Origin of the sequence: Bacillus sp. SG-1 (genome assembly GCF_000181495.1) — a bacterium.
Lineage (GTDB): Bacteria > Bacillota > Bacilli > Bacillales > Bacillaceae_B > Rossellomorea.
On sequence record NZ_ABCF01000013.1, the window covers coordinates 41,713 to 61,251 of the forward strand.

The 19,539-nt window shown below is 42.5% G+C and carries 19 protein-coding genes; 18 read left to right on the plus strand and 1 reads right to left on the minus strand.

Going from position 1 to position 19,539, the window contains the following annotated elements; all coding sequences use genetic code 11:
- Positions 1–97: 97 nt before the first annotated feature.
- From BSG1_RS08995 to BSG1_RS09020, 6 genes are all read left to right on the plus strand, one after another.
- Positions 98–718 carry a stage V sporulation protein AA gene (locus BSG1_RS08995; RefSeq protein WP_006836692.1) on the plus strand — a complete coding sequence of 207 codons (621 nt, stop codon included), beginning with the start codon at positions 98–100 and terminating at the stop codon, positions 716–718.
- The gene (locus BSG1_RS09000; RefSeq protein WP_006836693.1) at positions 708–1,130 is read left to right on the plus strand and encodes a stage V sporulation protein AB; all 423 of its coding nucleotides are present in this window, start codon (positions 708–710) and stop codon (positions 1,128–1,130) included. The genes BSG1_RS08995 and BSG1_RS09000 overlap by 11 nt, the downstream gene beginning before the upstream one ends.
- A gap of 20 nt (positions 1,131–1,150) precedes the next feature.
- Positions 1,151–1,723, plus strand: a complete 573-nt coding sequence (locus BSG1_RS09005) for a stage V sporulation protein AE (protein ID WP_006836694.1) — start codon at positions 1,151–1,153, stop codon at positions 1,721–1,723.
- Complete coding sequence (locus BSG1_RS09010; RefSeq protein WP_006836695.1) at positions 1,713–3,197, plus strand: spore germination protein; 1,485 nt, start codon at positions 1,713–1,715, stop codon at positions 3,195–3,197. Before BSG1_RS09005 ends, BSG1_RS09010 begins: the two co-directional genes overlap by 11 nt.
- 77 nt (positions 3,198–3,274) lie before the next feature.
- On the plus strand, positions 3,275–4,582 hold the full coding sequence (gene lysA / locus BSG1_RS09015; protein WP_006836696.1) for a diaminopimelate decarboxylase: 1,308 nt from the start codon (positions 3,275–3,277) through the stop codon (positions 4,580–4,582).
- A gap of 590 nt (positions 4,583–5,172) precedes the next feature.
- The gene (locus BSG1_RS09020) at positions 5,173–5,538 is read left to right on the plus strand and encodes a GNAT family N-acetyltransferase (RefSeq protein WP_006836697.1); all 366 of its coding nucleotides are present in this window, start codon (positions 5,173–5,175) and stop codon (positions 5,536–5,538) included.
- Between the two features lie 41 nt (positions 5,539–5,579).
- Here the strand turns inward: BSG1_RS09020 and BSG1_RS09025 are convergent, their stop codons facing one another.
- Positions 5,580–6,089 carry a DUF309 domain-containing protein gene (locus BSG1_RS09025; protein ID WP_044022658.1) on the minus strand — a complete coding sequence of 170 codons (510 nt, stop codon included), beginning with the start codon at positions 6,087–6,089 and terminating at the stop codon, positions 5,580–5,582.
- Between the two features lie 152 nt (positions 6,090–6,241).
- Here BSG1_RS09025 and BSG1_RS09030 point away from each other — a divergent pair, with 152 nt between their 5' ends.
- The 12 genes from BSG1_RS09030 (at position 6,242) to BSG1_RS09085 (ending at position 19,360) form a co-directional block, all read left to right on the plus strand.
- A complete protein-coding gene (locus tag BSG1_RS09030) occupies positions 6,242–7,003 on the plus strand; it encodes a segregation/condensation protein A (RefSeq protein ID WP_006836699.1) in 762 nt (253 codons plus the stop codon).
- Entirely contained in the window at positions 6,990–7,583 is a 594-nt protein-coding gene (gene scpB / locus BSG1_RS09035) for an SMC-Scp complex subunit ScpB (protein ID WP_006836700.1), read from the plus strand. Before BSG1_RS09030 ends, scpB begins: the two co-directional genes overlap by 14 nt.
- A 204-nt stretch (positions 7,584–7,787) precedes the next feature.
- Positions 7,788–8,279 (plus strand): YpuI family protein, encoded by a 492-nt coding sequence (locus tag BSG1_RS09040; RefSeq protein WP_044022659.1) that lies wholly within the window; start codon positions 7,788–7,790, stop codon positions 8,277–8,279.
- A gap of 614 nt (positions 8,280–8,893) precedes the next feature.
- The gene (locus BSG1_RS09045; RefSeq protein WP_006836703.1) at positions 8,894–10,048 is read left to right on the plus strand and encodes a D-alanyl-D-alanine carboxypeptidase family protein; all 1,155 of its coding nucleotides are present in this window, start codon (positions 8,894–8,896) and stop codon (positions 10,046–10,048) included.
- Positions 10,041–10,634 (plus strand): nucleoside recognition domain-containing protein, encoded by a 594-nt coding sequence (locus BSG1_RS09050; protein ID WP_006836704.1) that lies wholly within the window; start codon positions 10,041–10,043, stop codon positions 10,632–10,634. Before BSG1_RS09045 ends, BSG1_RS09050 begins: the two co-directional genes overlap by 8 nt.
- A gap of 1 nt (position 10,635) precedes the next feature.
- Complete coding sequence (locus BSG1_RS09055; RefSeq protein ID WP_044022661.1) at positions 10,636–11,166, plus strand: spore maturation protein; 531 nt, start codon at positions 10,636–10,638, stop codon at positions 11,164–11,166.
- A gap of 1,165 nt (positions 11,167–12,331) precedes the next feature.
- Entirely contained in the window at positions 12,332–13,063 is a 732-nt protein-coding gene (locus BSG1_RS09060) for a pseudouridine synthase (protein ID WP_006836708.1), read from the plus strand.
- A 169-nt stretch (positions 13,064–13,232) separates the two neighbouring features.
- Positions 13,233–13,766, plus strand: coding sequence for a thiol-disulfide oxidoreductase ResA (gene resA / locus BSG1_RS09065; RefSeq protein WP_006836709.1), 534 nt, complete (start codon positions 13,233–13,235; stop codon positions 13,764–13,766).
- A 57-nt stretch (positions 13,767–13,823) separates the two neighbouring features.
- Positions 13,824–15,458: a cytochrome c biogenesis protein ResB gene (resB, locus tag BSG1_RS09070; protein ID WP_006836710.1), complete on the plus strand. Its 1,635-nt coding sequence runs from the start codon at positions 13,824–13,826 to the stop codon at positions 15,456–15,458.
- 77 nt (positions 15,459–15,535) lie between these two features.
- Positions 15,536–16,711 carry a c-type cytochrome biogenesis protein CcsB gene (ccsB, locus tag BSG1_RS09075; RefSeq protein WP_006836711.1) on the plus strand — a complete coding sequence of 392 codons (1,176 nt, stop codon included), beginning with the start codon at positions 15,536–15,538 and terminating at the stop codon, positions 16,709–16,711.
- 163 nt (positions 16,712–16,874) lie between these two features.
- Positions 16,875–17,591: a response regulator transcription factor gene (locus BSG1_RS09080; protein WP_006836712.1), complete on the plus strand. Its 717-nt coding sequence runs from the start codon at positions 16,875–16,877 to the stop codon at positions 17,589–17,591.
- Positions 17,588–19,360 (plus strand): ATP-binding protein, encoded by a 1,773-nt coding sequence (locus BSG1_RS09085; RefSeq protein WP_006836713.1) that lies wholly within the window; start codon positions 17,588–17,590, stop codon positions 19,358–19,360. Before BSG1_RS09080 ends, BSG1_RS09085 begins: the two co-directional genes overlap by 4 nt.
- Positions 19,361–19,539 lie beyond the last annotated feature (179 nt).

Here is a 19,539-nt window from a genome sequence, read left to right on the forward strand (position 1 = left end):
TCAATTAGTTAGCAATTATTGGCTTCATGAAATTTTTGTCTGAAATCCATACTATTTATACAAGCAGGAAAATAATGTTGACCAGGAAGTGAGTAGGATGGAAGGTTCAGTATATATTCGGCTTAGGCACAGTCTGCAAGTAAGACCGGAAAGCAGTATCCTGCTTGAAAATACTGCCCAGATTATCGCCCCTGAACATTATCTTCAGGCCATTAGAAAGATTGTTCTCCATAAGGTTACCAAAGAGGATAAGAACATTATCATTCTGGATCTTATGAGAGTGATTTCGCAGATAAAGGCTGTGCTTCCTGATGCAGATGTTCAGACGATTGGCCCTTCTCAGACGATCGTAGAAGTGGTGTATAAGCGAAAGAAAGTTTCACCCGCGCTTTTTGCAGGTGTCTGGCTCCTTTTGTTTATTGGTGCTGCTTTGGCCATCATGAATTTTCATGAAGATGTCAGCATGCGGGAGGTACATCAGCGGCTGTACCTCATGGTGACAGGGAAGGAAGATCCTCACCCGTTATTGTTTCAGGTTCCTTATTCCTTTGGTTTGGGATTAGGGATGATCTTATTTTTCAACCATGTATTCCGGAAGCGGATCAATGAAGAGCCCAGCCCTCTTGAAGTAGAAATGTTCAACTATCAGCAGGACCTCGATCGCTATGTGACGATGCATGAAAATAAAGAAAGCATGAAGCACCTGGATGACGATTAACATCCTATGGTTATGTTTTGTTGGGTTAGCGGGGGGACTTGCGGTTGGTTCGGGTTTTGTGGCTTTCTTGACGGTACTGGGGATCATTCCCCGTTTAACACAGTTAACCAAGACGATGAAGATGATTCATTATTACGAGTGGGCGATAGTATTGGGGGCAACTGTTGGAAGCATCTTCAGTCTAAATGAATTTTCTCTTGGGTTTTCACCGTATCTTCTTGTTCCAGTCGGCTTGATGAGCGGGATCTTTGTCGGGATGCTTGCGGCAGGCTTGACCGAAGTGTTAAATGTTTTGCCCATTCTCACTAAAAGGATTGGAATTAATGACCGAATCATCACTCTTTTGATGGCTATTGTTTTTGGGAAAGTGCTTGGTTCGTTATTTCACTGGATCTACTTTGTTCGCCTATAAACCTTGAAAGGAGAACTCTTATGGCAGACAAGAAAAATGTAATACTCATTACAGATGGAGATGAATATGCCAGAAGAGCAGTCGAGGCGGCGGCAAAGGGATACGGCGCGAGGTGCATTTCCAGATCCCAGGGTAACCCTTCGGTTCTTAAAGGCAGGGAACTTGTGGAGTTGATTAAAAAGGCCAAGGGAGATTTGGTATTTGTGATGTTCGATGACAGCGGCTTCCTGGGAGAAGGCAGCGGAGAGACTGCTATGAAATATGTTGCCGGATGTAAAGAATTCAAGATTCTAGGGGCTATTGCTGTAGCTTCCAAGACGCGACAGGCTGAATGGACAAAGGTTGATGTTTGTGTAGATAAGTTCGGTGAGCTGACTCCCTATGGGGTGGATAAGTTTGGTGTTCCTGAAAATGAAGTGGGGCGGCTTAATGGTGATACAGTGTACTGCCTGGACCAATTAAACCTGCCGATTGTGGTCGGAATTGGAGATATTGGGAAAATGGCAAAAAAAGACCATTTTTCTCGGGGAGCTCCTATAACAAAAAAGGCAATTGAAATCATACTTGAAAGGAGCGGTTACCATGCCAAGTAATGAAAGAGAAAAGACACCTATCCCGGAAGACCTTGGTAAACTTGAAAAATTAATGATTGAAACAACGGGATTGAATACCAGCTTTGATCTTGGTGTGAGAAAGCTGAAAATCCTGAAGAAAGATGTCCATTTCTATTATGTTAACGGCCTGTGTGATACCCAGTTTATCATGAGGATCGTTGAGGATCTTGTTGAGGTCAATGATCATGAACGCCTGTCCTCAAAGCTTTATGAGATTGTGCAAAATCGAATCCCTCACCAGTCGGTCCAGCCTGTCACAACGGTTGAAGAAATGGTGGATGAGGTTTTGTCCGGTTTGATTGCGTTTGTGGTCGAAGGTACACAAGAAGCGCTGATCGTGGATGTTCGAAGCTATCCTGGCAGACAACCGCAAGAACCGGATACAGAAAAAGTTGTCCGGGGTTCACGTGATGGCTATGTGGAAAATATCATTGTCAACACCGCATTGACCAGAAGAAGAATCAGAGATCCGCGCCTGAGGTTCGAAATATTCAGGATAGGCGAACGGTCCAAAACGGATATATCGATAGCCTACATTGAGGATGTAGCTAATCCCTCACTCATTAAAGTCATCAAAAAGGAACTGAAGAGTATTAAAATCGATGGCTTGACAATGGCGGATAAAACGGTGGAAGAGTTTCTTGTTAAGCAGGGGTACAATCCATACCCTCTTGTTCGTTACACAGAAAGGGCGGATATCGGCGCAACTCATTTACTTGAAGGGCATGTACTCATATTTGTCGATACATCCCCAAGTGTCATCATAACGCCGACAACTTTCTTTCATCATATGCAGCATGCTGAAGAATACCGGCAGTCTCCTGCAGTCGGTACATTCGTCAGATGGGCAAGGTATTTCGGATTGCTTGCCAGCTTATTTTTACTGCCGCTCTGGTATTTATTTGTTCTCGACCCTTCATTGCTGCCTCCGCAGCTGGAGTTTATCGGGCCAAATGAGGAGACCAATATCCCAGTCATCGTACAGTTGTTAATGGCCGATCTGGGTATAGAATTTCTAAGGCTTGCCGCCATACATACCCCGACACCGCTGTCCACGGCAATGGGGTTAATCGCAGCAGTATTGATTGGACAAATCGCCATAGATGTCGGACTCTTTGTCCCTGAAGTCATTTTGTATGTCTCCGTAGCGGCTATAGGGACATTCTCTACACCGAGTTATGAATTGAGCGTAGCCAATAAGCTCTTCAGAGTTGGGCTGCTCCTATCAGTTGCATTGTTCCATATCCCGGGACTCATGGTTGGAACGACCGTGCTGCTTCTGCTTCTAATCAGTATTCGGTCTCTGAATACGCCGTATCTGTGGCCGTTTATCCCGTTCAGTCCAGCGGCCTTTATACAAATCATTATCAGACGCTCAATGCCTGGGTCTAAAATCAGACCGAGTATTGTCCAGCCCAGAAACAAATATAAACAGCCCGTTAAGTCCCGTTAGGATTGCAACAGGCCTCATTCTGTGATAAATTTACTTTAAATTACTAAAGCGATAAAGTTGTCAAAGGGATGAGAAGAATGCATTTAAATGGAACAGCCAGAATCAACGGCCTGGATCACCTTGAAATCGGGGGAGTCGATACTGTTGAATTGGCGAAAGAATACGGAACACCTCTGTATATTTATGATGTTGAATTAATCAGGGAAAGAGCGAGAGGCTTTAAGAATACATTTGAAAACCTGGGGATCAAGGCACAGGTGGCCTATGCGAGCAAAGCCTTCTCATCTGTTGCGATTTTTCAGCTTATGAACGAAGAAGGACTGTCATTGGATGTCGTATCAGGGGGAGAACTTTTCACGGCTGTGAAAGCAGGTTTCCCGGCAGAGCGAATCCATTTTCATGGAAACAATAAGAGTGAAGAAGAGCTTCGAATGGCTCTGGAACATAATATCGGCTGTATCGTTGTCGATAACTTCTATGAATTACAGCTATTGGAAGATGTCTGTAAGGATATGGGACAAAGTATGGATATCCTGATCAGGGTGACGCCTGGAATCGAGGCCCATACACATGACTATATTCTGACAGGGCAAGAGGACTCTAAATTTGGATTTGGCCTGGAAAACGGACAGACTGAGGAGGCCCTATTGAGAGGCGTGAAATCTGCCCATCTGAACGTACTGGGACTGCATTGCCATATTGGTTCACAGATCTTTGAAACAACTGGGTTTGTACTCGCTGCAAGCAAGATCATCGGGAAACTTGCAGACTGGAAAGATAAACATGGGTATGTTGCTGAGGTGTTGAACCTTGGCGGAGGCTTTGGAATCCGGTACACTGCTGAAGATGATCCGATTGCTCCGTCTCAATATGTCGAGGAGATTATTTCGGAAGTGAAAAAGAAAGCGGAAGAATTTAACCTGGATATGCCGGAGATCTGGATTGAACCTGGCCGTTCCCTTGTTGGTGATGCCGGGACAACTCTATACAGCGTTGGGTCAGCCAAAGAGGTGCCGAACATCAGGAAATACCTCGCTGTTGACGGAGGAATGAGTGATAATATCCGTCCCGCGCTTTATGAAGCCAAGTATGAAGCAATATTGGCAAATAAAGCTGGTCAGCCGGTTCATGAAACGGTCTCTATTGCAGGCAAATGCTGTGAATCCGGAGATATGTTAATCTGGGACCTTCCGCTGCCTGAATCTTCACAGGGAGATATCCTGGCTGTATTCTGTACAGGTGCATATGGTTATTCGATGGCGAATAATTATAACAGGATTCCAAGACCGCCCGTGGTTTTCGTGGAGAACGGGAAAACTAAGCTTGTTGTGAGAAGAGAGAGCTTTGAAGATCTACTCAAACTGGACTTGTCACTTAATGATTAATATTTTATAGTAGAGGCGGACACTAAGTGTGTCTGTCTTTTTTAATCCTTTTTACATAAGGTTGTTTTCATATAGATTGTTGTTTTCAGAAAAATCCCTAGTGCCGGATTTTTCCCCTGGTTACAAGGTGTTTTCTCTCTGAACAGGGAGAGTAGCTCTTTTCTTCCTGGCTTACGGGGATATTATAGCAACAAAGTTTACGAAAAGAGCCTTACATAAAAACATTTTGGGAGTAGAAAGTCGGATTTCCCGCACCTTCCTGTGTTGTAGTGAGGTTGATTAAAGTGGAATCAAACCTACTTTTCCGGGCGAAACCACTTATCGAACAGATGCCATCTGACAAAGGAGCTGCACGATTATGAGAAACAAAAATATACTGTTATTCATCCTGCTTTTAATTCTGTCAATGGGGTGGGGCGTGATTTATTGGATGTTTTTCGCAAGTTAGTGGCGAGGCTGTTTTGCCGCATAGATGCGAATAATGTTGAATCTTTCGCTCAATTTTAGTAAGATAATAACGGTTAACATGATTACGGAAAGAATATAAAACATTGTGCAGGTAAGGCACAAATTATAACGAGGGGTCTTTTATGCTTATACGTTACAAAAAAGCTTTTGAGAAAATTGCTATGGGGTTGCTGTCTTTTATGCCGCAGGAAAAGGAATTGAAAAAGCTGCAGCAGACAATGCTGAATTATGAGCAGGAAGATGACTGGCAGTTATTTCTGTGGAAAGACGAAGATATTGTCGGCTTAATTGGTGTCGTGATTGAAGAAGATGCGATTGAAGTAAGACATATATCAGTTAATCCTTCGCACCGCCATGAGGGGATAGGGAAAGCGATGCTTAGAACCTTAAGTGATATTTATTCGAATAAAGTATTAAAGCCGAATGACCATACCGCAGCATTTTTTGAAAAATGCGATTTGGATAATAAGGAAGAAGAAATTAAATAGTATAGATCATAACAAAAGACTGACATTTTCTGCTGAATCTGTCAGTCTTTTTGCTTTTGCCTCAAGAGTAACGCTTCCTCCCTCGATCTGATCACTTCTGTGCGGTCTCGAAGGGAATGGCGATGAATGATTGAAGGGGGAATGATTTCCTGTTTTTCAATATTCATGCATGAGGAATCAAGGTATGCCTGGAGCTCCTTGTTAAGAGGAAGGTTGACACTTTGATACTCACTTCCGGAATGAATGTTCTCAAGCGTTTCCTCTAGGATTAATTGGAGGTTAGCTGGAGCAATCCCTAAGTCTTCCAACGCCTGAGAGTGCTGTTTAAGAATTCTTTTTCCTTTGTTAAGAATCCTTTCAGCTCCTTTTCGATTGCCCCTTCTATAATGATAAAATCCCACAGCCATTTGTATAAGACCTACCCATACAGAATTTCGGTTTCCAGGGTCTGTCTCCTTCCAATACTCTTCCAGTACTTCATGGCATTCAAAATAGTCCCGGTCGCAATGAAAGTGTGTAATGAAATCGAGATAATCTTTCGGGTATTTCATCGTCATGTATCACCCTTTCTTCATGATTTTATCATATTCTGCCTTTAGGAAGAAAACGATAATCCTAAATTTACTATTGGAGAATGTCTTATTATCTACTATACTAATAGTTAGTCTAAAAATGCGCACTTAAAAGAATTGGTGATATTATTATGGAATATAACGTGAAAATTGATGCCTTTGAAGGTCCTTTGGATCTGCTTTTGCATTTGATTCATTCATTGGAAATAGATATTTATGACATTCCGATGGCTCAAATTACAGAGCAATACTTGCTTTATATACATACAATGAAAGAATTGGAGCTTGATGTGGCAAGTGAATATCTTGTCATGGCAGCTACTCTGCTGGCAATCAAGAGTAAGATGCTCCTGCCCAAGCATGAAGAAATTGAAGATGAAGCGGATTTTGAAATAGAAGAGGATCCCAGGGATGAACTGGTAGACCGCTTGATAGAGTATAAAAAGTATAAGGAAGCGGCTGAAGAGTTGAAAAGCCGGGAAGAAGAAAGAGGGCAAATGTACACAAAGCCGCCGAGTGATTTATCTCAATTTGCAGATGAGAAGGTAACAGGACAACTGGATCATGATGTGACGATTTATGATATGCTCGGTGCTTTTAATAAATTGCTGCGCCGGAAAAAATTGCAAAAACCTGTCACAACAAAAATATCGAGACAGGAAATTCCGATTGAAAAAAGAATGGATGAAATTATGGTCCATTTAAAAGGAACACGGAAGAAGCAAAGATTTTTCTCTTTGTTCGACTATGAAGACAGGGAACATCTTGTAGTAACATTCCTGGCTGTCCTGGAGCTCATGAAAAGAAAGCAGATCATCGTCAGACAGGACCAAAACTTTGACGACTTTACTGTTCAGTCAGCAGAGGAGGCAGAACTTGTTGGAAATCATTAATTGGAAGGGCATACTGGAAAGCTTACTGTTTGCAGCAGGAGATGAAGGGCTTTCTCTGAAACAAGTCTGCGCAGTGTTAGATGTTGAAGAACATCAGGCATTGGAAATAATAGAAGGCCTTTTTGCTGAATATCACAATGATAAAAGCAGGGGGATTTCGCTCATTGAGCTGGCAGGTACTTACCAGTTAGTAACGAAAAAAGAGCATGCCCCGTACTTAAAGAAGCTTGTTGAGTCCCCAAATGTTAACTCTTTGTCGCAGGCTGCGCTGGAGACTCTTGCGATCGTTGCATATAAACAGCCGATTACAAGAGCCGATATAGAGGAAATCAGGGGAGTCAAAACCGAGAGACCTCTAAGTACCCTTGCTTCCAAAGGGCTGATAAAGGCAGTTGGCAGGGCAGAAGGAACAGGAAGAGCCATATTATATGGAACAACAAAGGAGTTCCTGGATTATTTCGGCCTGAAAGATATTAGCGAGCTTCCACCGCTGCCGGATAATATTGACGAGGAGTTTATGTCGGAGGATGCCGATTTGTTTTTTGAAAAATTTCAGGAAACATTGGATTCTCAGTCCTGACTTTGTGTTAATATTAATATAAGCTGATCAATGGAGACAGCTGTTTTTCTCCCAGATCAGCTTTTTCTACAATGTTTGTTTTCTGAAAGTTCAAAAATTACTTCCCCTGAAGTAATCGAAATCACTTTTCGTCATAGAAATGATAGGGGAAGGAAAAAACACGGTTGGCAATGAAAAACTGAATAAATGGTATGGAGGGATTCTATGAGCAACCCTATCGTCAAATCACAAGTCGAAGAAGTACATACGTTTCTTGAAAAAACAGTTACAAACCTGGAAAGCTACTTGAACAACATTACCATTGAACAGCTGCTTCAAGAAAAGAATGGGGATAGAGCGTACTACGAAGGTGTTCTCTCAAATCTAAGAAGGCTCCTTGTTTATTGCGAAGAAGGCTTGGATTCATGCCTTGTCGTTATGCAAAATGAACCATTCATCAAGGGTGCAGCAGAAAAAACCCTTTATAAAGTCTATCATCAGTGTATAGAAGAGTTTTTTTCTCCCCGTTATGACTTGTGGTATGAAGACAGCCGGTCAGCATATACTGGGAAGAACTCAATCTTGTTTCGCCAGGAATTGCCGGAGAGTATAGTTAAACTGATGGCTGCAGCCGAGAGCGGCTTTCAGCAAGTCAGAGAAGAGCTGGAATATTACGAAACAGATTTTCGAACCAAAATTACACAATCACGGGGCTGAAGCCCGGAAAACAGTAAATGACCTTGTCATTTGCTGTTTTTTTGTTGGGTCTGAGATACACGGTCTCTTTCTGTTGGGTGGTTATAAAAAGAGATTGATAGAGCCTGATTTTCAGTAGTATAAAAATGAACCGTTCCTTGAAATAGAACTGAATGATCATAACGGCATTAAAGTTGGTTGTACTTAGATTATGAGGGAAAGAAGCTCTTTTAAGACATCAAAAGTTGTCTGTGGTCGAAATGATGTAGGAAAAGGAGTGCTTTTAGGACATCAAAAGTGTTGGACTTGAAATGAAGCAGGAAAAGAATCTTTTTTGAGACATCTGAAGTTGTCGCTAGTTGAAATGACGTAAGAATAGACGCCCGGCCATAAAAATGAAGTTGCTCAAGTTAATATATCGAACAAGAGGGATGTCTGCAGTGAGGGAGAACAGGAAACCTTCCCCAAATATTGCTGAAGGCTCTCCGCTTTCAACATGATTGTTTACCTGAAGACTGGTATTATCCAAAAGCAGAACATACTACAAACGAAATCAACGGTTTTAAATCATAATTAGTCCTGCCCTGCATAGACTTGTACAAACACCTTTGGACAAGGAAAGGGAGTAGATGTCTATGAAGAAAAGGAGAATAAGAGCCTACATATATACGGTGTTCATATTTTCGGTCATTTTTTCTTCTTTAAGTGGAACAGCCGAAGCGGCGCCTTCAGTCAGTGCTCAGAGGGCGATTGTCATAGATCAGGATACGGGAAGGGTCCTGTATGAAAAAGATGCACATACCCCAAGCAGGATCGCCAGTATTACAAAGATCATGACAGCAATCTTAGCCATTGAAAGTGGAAAGCTGGAAGAAACGGTTAAAGTCAGCAATAATGCTGTAAAAGCAGAAGGTTCTTCGATTTACTTAAAGCCAGGCGAGAAGATCAAGCTTGAAGACCTTGTATACGGTTTGATGCTTCGATCAGGAAATGACTCGGCAGTTGCTATTGCCGAACACGTCGGCGGCAGCCTGGACGGTTTTATCTTTCTGATGAATAAGAAAGCGGAAGAGATCGGGATGCGAAATACACATTTTGCCAACCCGCATGGCCTGGATGATCATGAGGATCATTATTCGACTGCCTTCGATATGGCATTGTTGACAAAGTACGCTATGCAAAACGAAAAATATAAGGAAGTGGCCGGAACAAAAGTGCATACATCACCTGATCCCGAACATGATTGGGACAGGAAATGGAAAAACAAGAATCGACTTTTGACCGAACTATATAAGTACTGCACTGGCGGTAAGACAGGTTATACCAAGCGAGCAAAGAGAACATTGGTCACGACAGCTACCAAAGGGGAGCAAAATCTGATTGCCGTTACTCTCAATGGGCCTGATGACTGGAATGACCATATTCAGATGTTTGAATTCGGCTTTAAAAACTTTGATACCGTAATAGCAGTACCCGAAGGAAACGTAAAAAAAATCGAGGATGAATTTTACAAAAATAAAGTTTATATCAAAAGAGATGTTTTGCTGACATTAACAAAAGAGGAAGAAGAAAGTGTACGGGTTGAATATAAACTCATGAAGCCTGAGGATTCCTGGAGAGATGGAGCGGTTCCCGACGTGGTTGGTAAGGCTGTAATTTATATGAATGAAAAAGAAGCCGATGCCGTCCCGCTGTTTTATAGCCAGGAAAAAGTGACAAAGAAGAAAAGCTGGTGGATGTTCTGGAAACAATCTTTCATTTCGGTGCTCGGAGTGAAAACGGATGGTTAACTATATTTGGGTGGGCATGACAATCATTGGCCTGATTTTTGCAGCAGTTAACGGCAAAATGCAGGAAGTGAATGAAGCGATTTTTCAGTCTGCTAATGAAGCAGTCACCCTATGTATCGGGCTTGTCAGTATCCTCGTCTTCTGGCTTGGAATCATGAGGATTGCCCAGGATTCAGGGCTCCTTGACAAGCTTTCCTACTTGTTCCGCCCGATTGTCAAAAGACTGTTTCCTGAAGTTCCTGCAGACCACCCTGCCATGGGGTACATTCTTTCAAATATGATGGCGAATATGTTCGGGCTTGGAAATGCGGCAACCCCTTTAGGAATCAAAGCGATGGAACAGCTTAAAGAATTGAATGGCGGGAGGGATTATGCGAGCCGGTCAATGATAACCTTCCTGGCTATCAACACATCCAGTTTGACCATTATCCCAACTACCGTCATAGCCATCAGGATGAATTATGATTCTGTCTCACCTACAGAAATTGTTGGCCCGACTCTTGTGGCGACTTTTCTTTCAACCGTGGGGGCAATTCTGATTGACCGTTATTTTTATCACAGAAGAATCCGCAATGGAGTGAAGTGATATGCAGGTAATATCGACTATTTCGTTATGGCTGATTCCAATGCTGATTGGGGTCATTCTGATTTATGGAACATATAAAAAGGTTCCCACCTATGAGAGCTTCGTTGATGGGGGGAAAGAGGGGATAAAGATTGCAGTATCGATCATTCCTTTCTTGATCGGGATGCTGGTTGCCATCACCGTCTTCAGGGCATCTGGAGCATTGGAATTCTTCGTTTCGTTGATGGAGCCGGTGCTGCATGCAGTAGGTATACCTGCCGACATCGTACCATTGGCGGTCATAAGGCCAATTTCCGGTACCGCAGCCCTTGGAATGGTGAGTGATCTACTGGCAACACATGGTCCTGATTCTTTTATCGGAAGACTGGCTTCCGTCCTGCAAGGAAGCACCGATACCACCTTTTATGTATTAACAGTATATTTTGGTGCTGTCGGAATCAAAAAAATGGGGGATGCCCTGAAAGTAGGACTGCTTGCAGACCTGATCGGAATCATTTCCGCCATCGTCATCGTGACCCTTATGTTTTCGTAAGGCGGATTTTTTTGGAATAATGGGGAGAGTTGCGTTATCTGGAGCAGGGTACAATGAAGCATACGTTTAGCGGTTTGGGGGACTTGGATAGTTGTCTCCACATCAGCCCCGCTGCACTTACCATGTTTCCTCAATTTAATGATGGAAGCGGTACACGCTGAAGTTCCACTATTCACTTTAAGATGTCTTTGGTATTACCAATAATTAACCATGTAGTTAGAGATATTCATATATTAGTGATAGAATGCCAGGGGGTAAGTCCCCTGGTATTTTTGTTGTTGGGCTGATTGGCTGGTGAACTGGAGAGGGGAACCTACAGTACATATTTGACTAATACTACAAAGTTTCTCATGTTATCTTAATAACTGGTACTTCCTTCGATAGTAGAGATTGAAGCGGAAGGTGTGTGACCTCCTGCGGGATGAGCGTGGCGTCTAGTTCCAGCGCCCAGCCCCTCGGGGTCAAATAACCCTGAGAGAATAAAAGGGAAGATCGCCTTTTTTTCTCTCAGGAACATTTGCCTGTCGGGTCTGACCAGGACGCTTCCACTTTTGATGACAGGTGAGACCCCCAATCCAGTTGCAGCGCCCAGCCCCTCGGGGTCAAATAACCCTCAGCGAATAAAAGGAAAGTCACCTTTTTTTCGCTGAGGAACATTTGCCTGTCGGGGCTGAACAGGGCGCTTCCACTTTTTATACAGGCGAAGCCGAGGAGGCCAATCTAGCTCCAGCGGCCAGCGACTAGCAGATTTCGGTCTCTCTCCTTCCGATAAGTCATCATCGAATCGCTCCGCTCTTCGTGATTCCTTTATCTCATGCAAGAGCCCTAAAATCTGTACGTCGCTGAACGGCCGCTTCTGCTTTTTAATTCACCGTCCGCTCCGCGGAGTCACGCACCTGGAGCGGAAATTAATTCTACCACCTTTCTATAGTAACAAGACTAGGCGACACTTCTTATAAATATATCAATAAAATGTTTTTAAAAACCCTTGAGTTACCAATACTAATAAAGGACAATCCCTTTGCATTTTCGAGTCTTTATGTAATAATTCATTCATGTGAAAGAATTTCAACTGAATGATTGTATTAACGGACTTTTAAATTATAGAACTCTGGATAGCATCATATTGGAATGAAACACGTACTTACTTAAGAGGTGAAATAATATGGAACGATTACAGAAAGTTATTGCTCACGCAGGTGTAGCTTCAAGAAGAAAAGCGGAAGAACTGATTTTAGAAGGAAAAGTAAAAGTAAACGGGAAAACAGAAAAAGAATTAGGAACAAAAGTATCGGGCACGGATAAAATCGAAGTGAACGGCATCCAAATTGAAAGAGAAAACAAAGTATACTATCTCCTCTATAAACCAAGAGGTGTCATTTCAGCGGTAACAGATGACAAGGATCGTAAAGTGGTGACAGACTTCTTCCCGTATATCCAGGAAAGGATTTATCCTGTAGGAAGACTTGACTATGATACATCGGGCCTTATCCTCCTGACAAATGACGGAGAATTCGCCAACCTTTTGACTCATCCTCGTTACAATATTGACAAAACATATGTGGCGCGGTTGAAAGGCATTCCTCCAAAGTTCAAACTGAAGGAACTGGAGAAAGGCATCATGCTTGAAGACGGAAAAACGGCTCCTGCGAAAGTGAAGGTCCTGAAGATAGAGAAAAAACAGGACAAATCCATTGTAGAAATCACGATTCACGAAGGTAAAAACAGACAGGTGAAAAGGATGTTTGAAGCAATTGGCTATCAGGTGCAAAAACTGAAGCGTGAACGATTTGCATTTTTGGATCTTCACGGCTTGAATGCCGGTGAATCAAGAGAACTTTCTCCTCATGAAGTAAAGCAGCTGAGGGCTCTTGCTGAAACGGGCAACTTGTTATAGGGCTGCATGCAGATTTGGAAAAAGTGTCACACTTCATTCAAAATCAGCCTCATGAAGAAAAAACAAAAATGCTATAATAGATGAGAATATATAAACCAAACAAAGGGACAATCACATTGTCCCCTTTCGTTTGCAGTAAAAACTGTTATATGCAAGGAGGCAATAAAGAATGGATAAAAAGAAGCGCCGCTTGCTTATCAGGACGATCATTCTGATTGTGCTGGCTGCAGCAGTCATTTATACCTTATATGCAAATTTTACGAAGGATGACAGAGGAGTCCTGAAAGCCGGAGACATGGCACCTGATTTTGTCCTGCAGGATATGGAAGGCAACACACACCGATTGTCAGACTACAGAGGGCAAGGGGTTTTCCTCAACTTCTGGGGTACGTGGTGCAAGCCTTGCGAAAAAGAAATGCCTTATATGGAAAATCAGTATCAAGCCTTTAAGGATAGGGGTGTACAAATTTTAGCTGTAAATGTGGGCGAATCAGATTTTCTGGTTAACAAGTTCATTGAAGAACATAGCCTGACTTTTCCTGTTGTAGTAGATTCCGAGAAGGATGTTCAAAACGCATACGGAATTAAACCCTTGCCTGCTACATTCCTTGTCAATCCAGAAGGAAAGATAGAGCAAATCATTACAGGTGAGATGAAAGAAGCAGATATTAAACTGCATATGGAAAGCATCCAACCTAATTAACAGTGAGCCGGCATAACAAATAATAGATTACCGGCCTAATGAATGAGGAGTTTTAGCATGAAGGAAATCAAATGTGAATGTGGTCATGTAAATCCGCATGGAACGATCCTTTGTGAATCATGTGGAAGGGCTTTGACAGAAGAAGCGAAACAAGACAAGCTCCATGATATGAGATATGAAGGAAGTGCCCGGCGTTCACAAACCTATAATAAATCAATAGTGGATAAAATCTGGAATTTCTTTTCATCGGTAAAAGTGGGAATCTGGCTGATACTGATTACTTTGATTTCTTCGGCAGTGGGGACAATCCTGCCCCAGGAATTTTACATTCCAAATACAATGCCTGCAGAAGAATACTATGGAGAGGTATACGGGTGGTTCGGCGAACTCTATTATACTCTTGGGTTTCATAATCTTTATGGTTCCTGGTGGTTCTTGCTGATGATCGCTTCTATAGGGATTTCACTTGTGATTGCAAGTTTGGACAGGTTTATCCCGCTTTATAGAGCATTGAAAAAGCAAAGAGTATCAAGGCATGAAGGGTTCCTTAAAAGACAAAGGCTTTACAGTGAAACTGAAGTTCCAGAAACCGGAACCACGCTGCAGCAAATCAGAAAAAATATGGAAGAAAAAAGATACAAGGTACGTGAAGAAAACGGCAGTCTGCTCGCAGAAAAAGGAAGATTTTCGCGATGGGGTCCATATGTTAACCATGTAGGCTTGATTATCTTCTTGATCGGTGCGATGCTTAGATTTGTTCCGGGCATGTATGTTGATGAGGTGCTGTGGATAAGAGAAGGAGAAACCAAGGCGATTCCTGGTACCAATAAGGAGTATTATCTGGAAAACAAAAACTTCACCCTCGAGATGTATGATAAAAACAAAGATAAAGAGGTTTTTAGCGAAGCATTGGACAATGCTGGTCAAGTTGCTAAAAATTATCAGACAGACGTTGTACTTTATCATGCAGAGCAGTCAGATATTCCTGGTCAAAAGGTTGAAATGCAAAAAGAAAAAGAAAAAGCGATCCAGGTTAACCAGCCTTTAAAATTCGATAATTATGCGATATATCAGACGAGTTATCAATTAGATGAGTTTAAAGCAATGTCTTTCACACTCTCGAATAAATCGACTGAAGAAAAATTCGGACAATTCACTGTAGATCTTTTCGACCCTAAGGAAATATATGAGCTTGAAGATGGCAGAAAGGTAGAATTGATGGGTTACTACCCGGACTTTTCAGGGTTTGATGAAAAAGGAGAACCGCAGACCAAATCTCCGCTGCCGAATAACCCTGCGTTCCTCTTTAAAATGTTTTCACCTGAAAAGCCAGATGGAGAAATCAGCTTTGTAGGCATCCAGCAGAATCTGGAGCCTCTGGGAGAGAACATCTACAAGATGAATTTTGCCGGATTGGAAACACGTGATGTGTCAGCATTGACGGTCAGAAAGGACTTGACCCTTTGGGTGATAGGAATTGGCGGTGCTATATTCATGATCGGAGTGGTTCAAGGCGCATATTGGAATCATAGAAGGATCTGGGTCCGCAAATCGAACAGCGGCAGGTTGATTGTTGCCGGTCATACCAATAAAAACTGGCATGGATTGAAAAAAGAAATCAATTTCGTCCTTGATGGAACGGGTATTGATGAACCGAAAGATCAGCAGGAAATTGATGGGAAAGAAACTTGAATTAAATTTAAAAACTAAAGCGGCTGCCGGTGAAATAGGAGCCGCTGCTTGTAAAAGGAGGAATTCCTGATATGGATTTGGCACAATGGAGTAGTAATCTGTTATATATATCTTTTATTCTTTACCTAATTGCCACTCTCTTCTTTGGCGGTTCAATTCGTGATAAAAATAATAAAAATAAAGGTGTAAACCGCTGGGGCAAAATTGGTATGGGACTTACATTGATCGGTTTTGCTGCACAGTTGGGATACTTCTTCACCCGCTGGATTGCTGCCGGACATGCACCGGTCAGCAACTTGTTCGAGTTTACTACGTTTTTCGGAATGATGTTGATTGGAGCATTCATTATTATTTACTTTCTATATCAATCAACTGTGCTTGGATTGTTTGCGCTGCCGATTGCTCTCTTAGTCATTGCTTACGCGAGCATGTTTCCAAGAGAGGTCAGCCCATTGATCCCTGCATTGCAAAGTGACTGGCTGAAAATTCACGTTACAACAGTAGCTGCCGGAGAGGCAATATTGGCCATCAGCTTTGTTGCTGGTTTGATTTATCTATTGAAAAAGGTAAATCACGAACAGGATAAGAAACAATCATTCTGGCTTGAAAGCGTGATGTATGGATTGGTGGTCGTGCTTGGATTCATTGCCTCCACTACAGCTTTCACCCTAATGGGATACAGTGCAGAATTCCAATATATCAATCAAACTGGCCAGGAAGCCTTTGAAGAATACACTATGCCTGCACTAGTGGCTCCCCATGAAGGTGAACTGCTGACAGTTGACCGGTTGGAACCTCCTGTGGAAATGCCGGCAGTCATAAATGCGCGCAAACTGAATACTGTCATTTGGTCCTTTATCCTAGGAACAGGAATATACTGGATTCTTCGTTTGGCGGCTAGAAAGAAAATCAGTCTATGGATTCAGAAATATGTAAAAAATGTCAATCTTGATCTAATGGATGAAATCGGCTACCGTTCCGTTTTAATCGGTTTCCCGGTATTCACATTAGGCGGTTTGATTTTTGCCATGATATGGGCTCAGATTGCCTGGAGCCGTTTCTGGGGCTGGGATCCAAAAGAAGTATGGGCTCTTATTACGTTTTTATTCTATGCCGCTTTCCTTCACTTCCGCCTCTCAAGAGGATGGCATGGAGAAAAGTCTGCATGGCTTGCAGTGATAGGTTTCATCATTATTATGTTTAACCTTATCGCGGTTAACTTAATTATTGCCGGCCTTCACTCATACGCCTAAATTAATAGAAGGTCCACATTCTTTTTGAGGAAATCATCAAATTTTTGACACTTCTCTTGAAAAAGATGCTGCAAAATGTCACCTCCGCTTTTAGTGGAGGCTTTTTTCTATTAAAATAGGGAGTAAGAGCAGAGAGTAAACATATCCAAAAGGGGGATAAAACATGGATCAGGACGTTAAAGTATTGATTGTTGATGATGAAGACCGTATCAGGAAGCTTCTAAGGATGTATCTTGAGAGGGAAAACTATGTAATTGAAGAGGCAGAAGACGGGGAAAGTGCCCTTGAACTGGCTTTGAATAATGAATATGACTGCATTCTCCTTGATCTGATGATGCCAGGCATGGATGGTATTGAGGTTTGTAAAGAGCTTCGCCAGAAAAAATCAACGCCGGTGATCATGCTGACAGCAAAAGGTGAGGAAGCAAACCGGGTGCAAGGCTTCGAAGTGGGAACGGATGATTACATTGTGAAACCGTTTTCCCCAAGAGAGGTGGTCCTCAGGGTCAAAGCTCTCTTAAGAAGATCCTCCAAGACGAGTTATATACATACCGACACCAAGGCGAAGGATATGATTGTCTATCCTCATCTTACAATTGATAATGATGCACACAGAGTTACGGCAGATGGAAAAGATGTCAACCTTACTCCTAAAGAGTACGAACTGCTTTATTTCCTATCCAAAGCTCCGGATAAAGTCTTTGACCGCGAACATCTGTTGAAAGAGGTATGGCATTACGATTTCTTCGGTGACCTGCGGACGGTGGACACACATGTAAAAAGGCTGAGAGAAAAGCTGAATAAAGTGTCGGAACAGGCAGCGAAAATGATTGTGACTGTCTGGGGAGTAGGATATAAATTTGAGGTTAATAATGAATGAGGCTTTGGCGCAGTGTTGTAGGTAAACTATGGATCACTATACTGCTTCTGGTGGCATTCGTTCTCTTCATCCTGACGATTTTACAGCTTGAATTTTTTCAAAACTATCACTTAGAGCAGGTTGAGAACGATTTGTCTGACACCGCAGAAAAGATTGCCTCTGTTGTGGAAAGTCATCAGGATTTAAGTATGGGAATGCAGATTTCTAAAGAAATAGTGGATGATCCTCAGAATTTAATTATCGCAGAGAATCGCAATAAGCTTTATTATGCAGAGGATGTTACAGCAGAGCATGGAATGCTTATTCAGGAAATTCTTGATAAGAAAGAAGTAACCGCTGTTTTCCAACAGGAACAAGCCTTCGTCAAGGAGCTGCATTTAGATGGTGAATATGTAACGAACCTGTACGAGAACATCGTGGTTGTCGGTGCGCCGGTGCAAATTGGAAATGAAACAGGTGCGGTACTGATTTTTCAAAGTTTAGAGGAAATCAAGGAAACGACCAGACAGACAACCCGTTTGATTTTACTTGCGGCAGGAATTGCGATCATCTTGACGACCATCTTTGCTTTCTTCTTATCTACCCGGATTACAGCACCGCTCAGAAAAATGCGTGAGGCTGCATTCGAAGTTGCAAGGGGAAGGTTTGAGACGAAGGTGCCGATTCTCACACATGATGAGATTGGTGAACTGGCCACGGCTTTCAATCAAATGGGTAATCAGCTGAATTATAATATGCATGCCCTAAGCCAAGAGAAAGAGCAGCTTTCAAGTATTTTAAGCAGTATGGCAGACGGGGTCATCACTTTTAACAGGGATGGTACCATCTTGATTACCAATCCGCCGGCAGAACGCTTTTTGCAGCAATGGTACTATGAGCAGGAGGGAAATGAGCAGGAAGCCATCCCTACTACACTGAAAGAACTTTTGGAACAGGTGATCCTCCTGGAGAATGAACAGACAGGTGAAGTGAGCCTCCAGGGGCGCTCATATGTAGTAATCGTAAGCCCTTTATATAATGAAGAATATGTCAGGGGAGCAGTGGCCGTTGTCAGGGATATGACGGAAGAGAGGCGTCTCGATAAGTTGAGAAAAGATTTCATCGCGAATGTTTCACACGAGCTCCGCACACCGATAGCGATGCTCCAGGGATACAGCGAGGCCATCATCGATGATATTGCAGAATCCGAAGAAGAGAAAAAGGAAATCGCCAAAATCATTTACGATGAATCACTTAGGATGGGCAGACTCGTTAATGACTTGCTTGACCTTGCACGTATGGAGGCAGGGCACATTACATTAAAGAAAGAGAAGTCGGATATTTCAACGTTTCTTGAACGTGTGACGAATAAATTCCAAGGAATCGCAAAGGAAAAAAATATTGGATTGAACTTTATCGGTCATAAAACGGGATTGAACAGTCAGCAGATTTATATCGACCCGGACCGAATTGAACAGGTCCTGACGAATTTAATCGATAATGCATTACGGCATACGCCTGAAACGGGAAGTGTCTCTGTGAATTACAAACCTACGAAAAGCGGTATTCTGGTAGAAGTCAGTGATTCGGGTTCAGGCATTCCTGAGGAAGATCTTCCTTTCGTATTTGAACGTTTTTATAAGGCGGACAAAGCAAGAACACGCGGGAAGTCGGGAACAGGACTTGGATTGGCCATTGCAAAGAACATCATTGATTCTCACAACGGCCAGATCAGTGTGCACAGCAAAGTGGATCAGGGTACGACGTTCTCCTTCTTCCTTCCTCAATAATCGTCAATTTTCACTTGGTAAACGACGTTCACCGTCCAATCTTGGGGATTGTTGGCGATTAATCTTGTTACACGCGAAACATTCATATCTTTTAGAGTTGCGTCCGGAGAGATCTGGACGTATTTTTATTTTGTAATCGGCGGGACAGGCTTTAGGTGGAATGGCAAAAAGCGCATCAG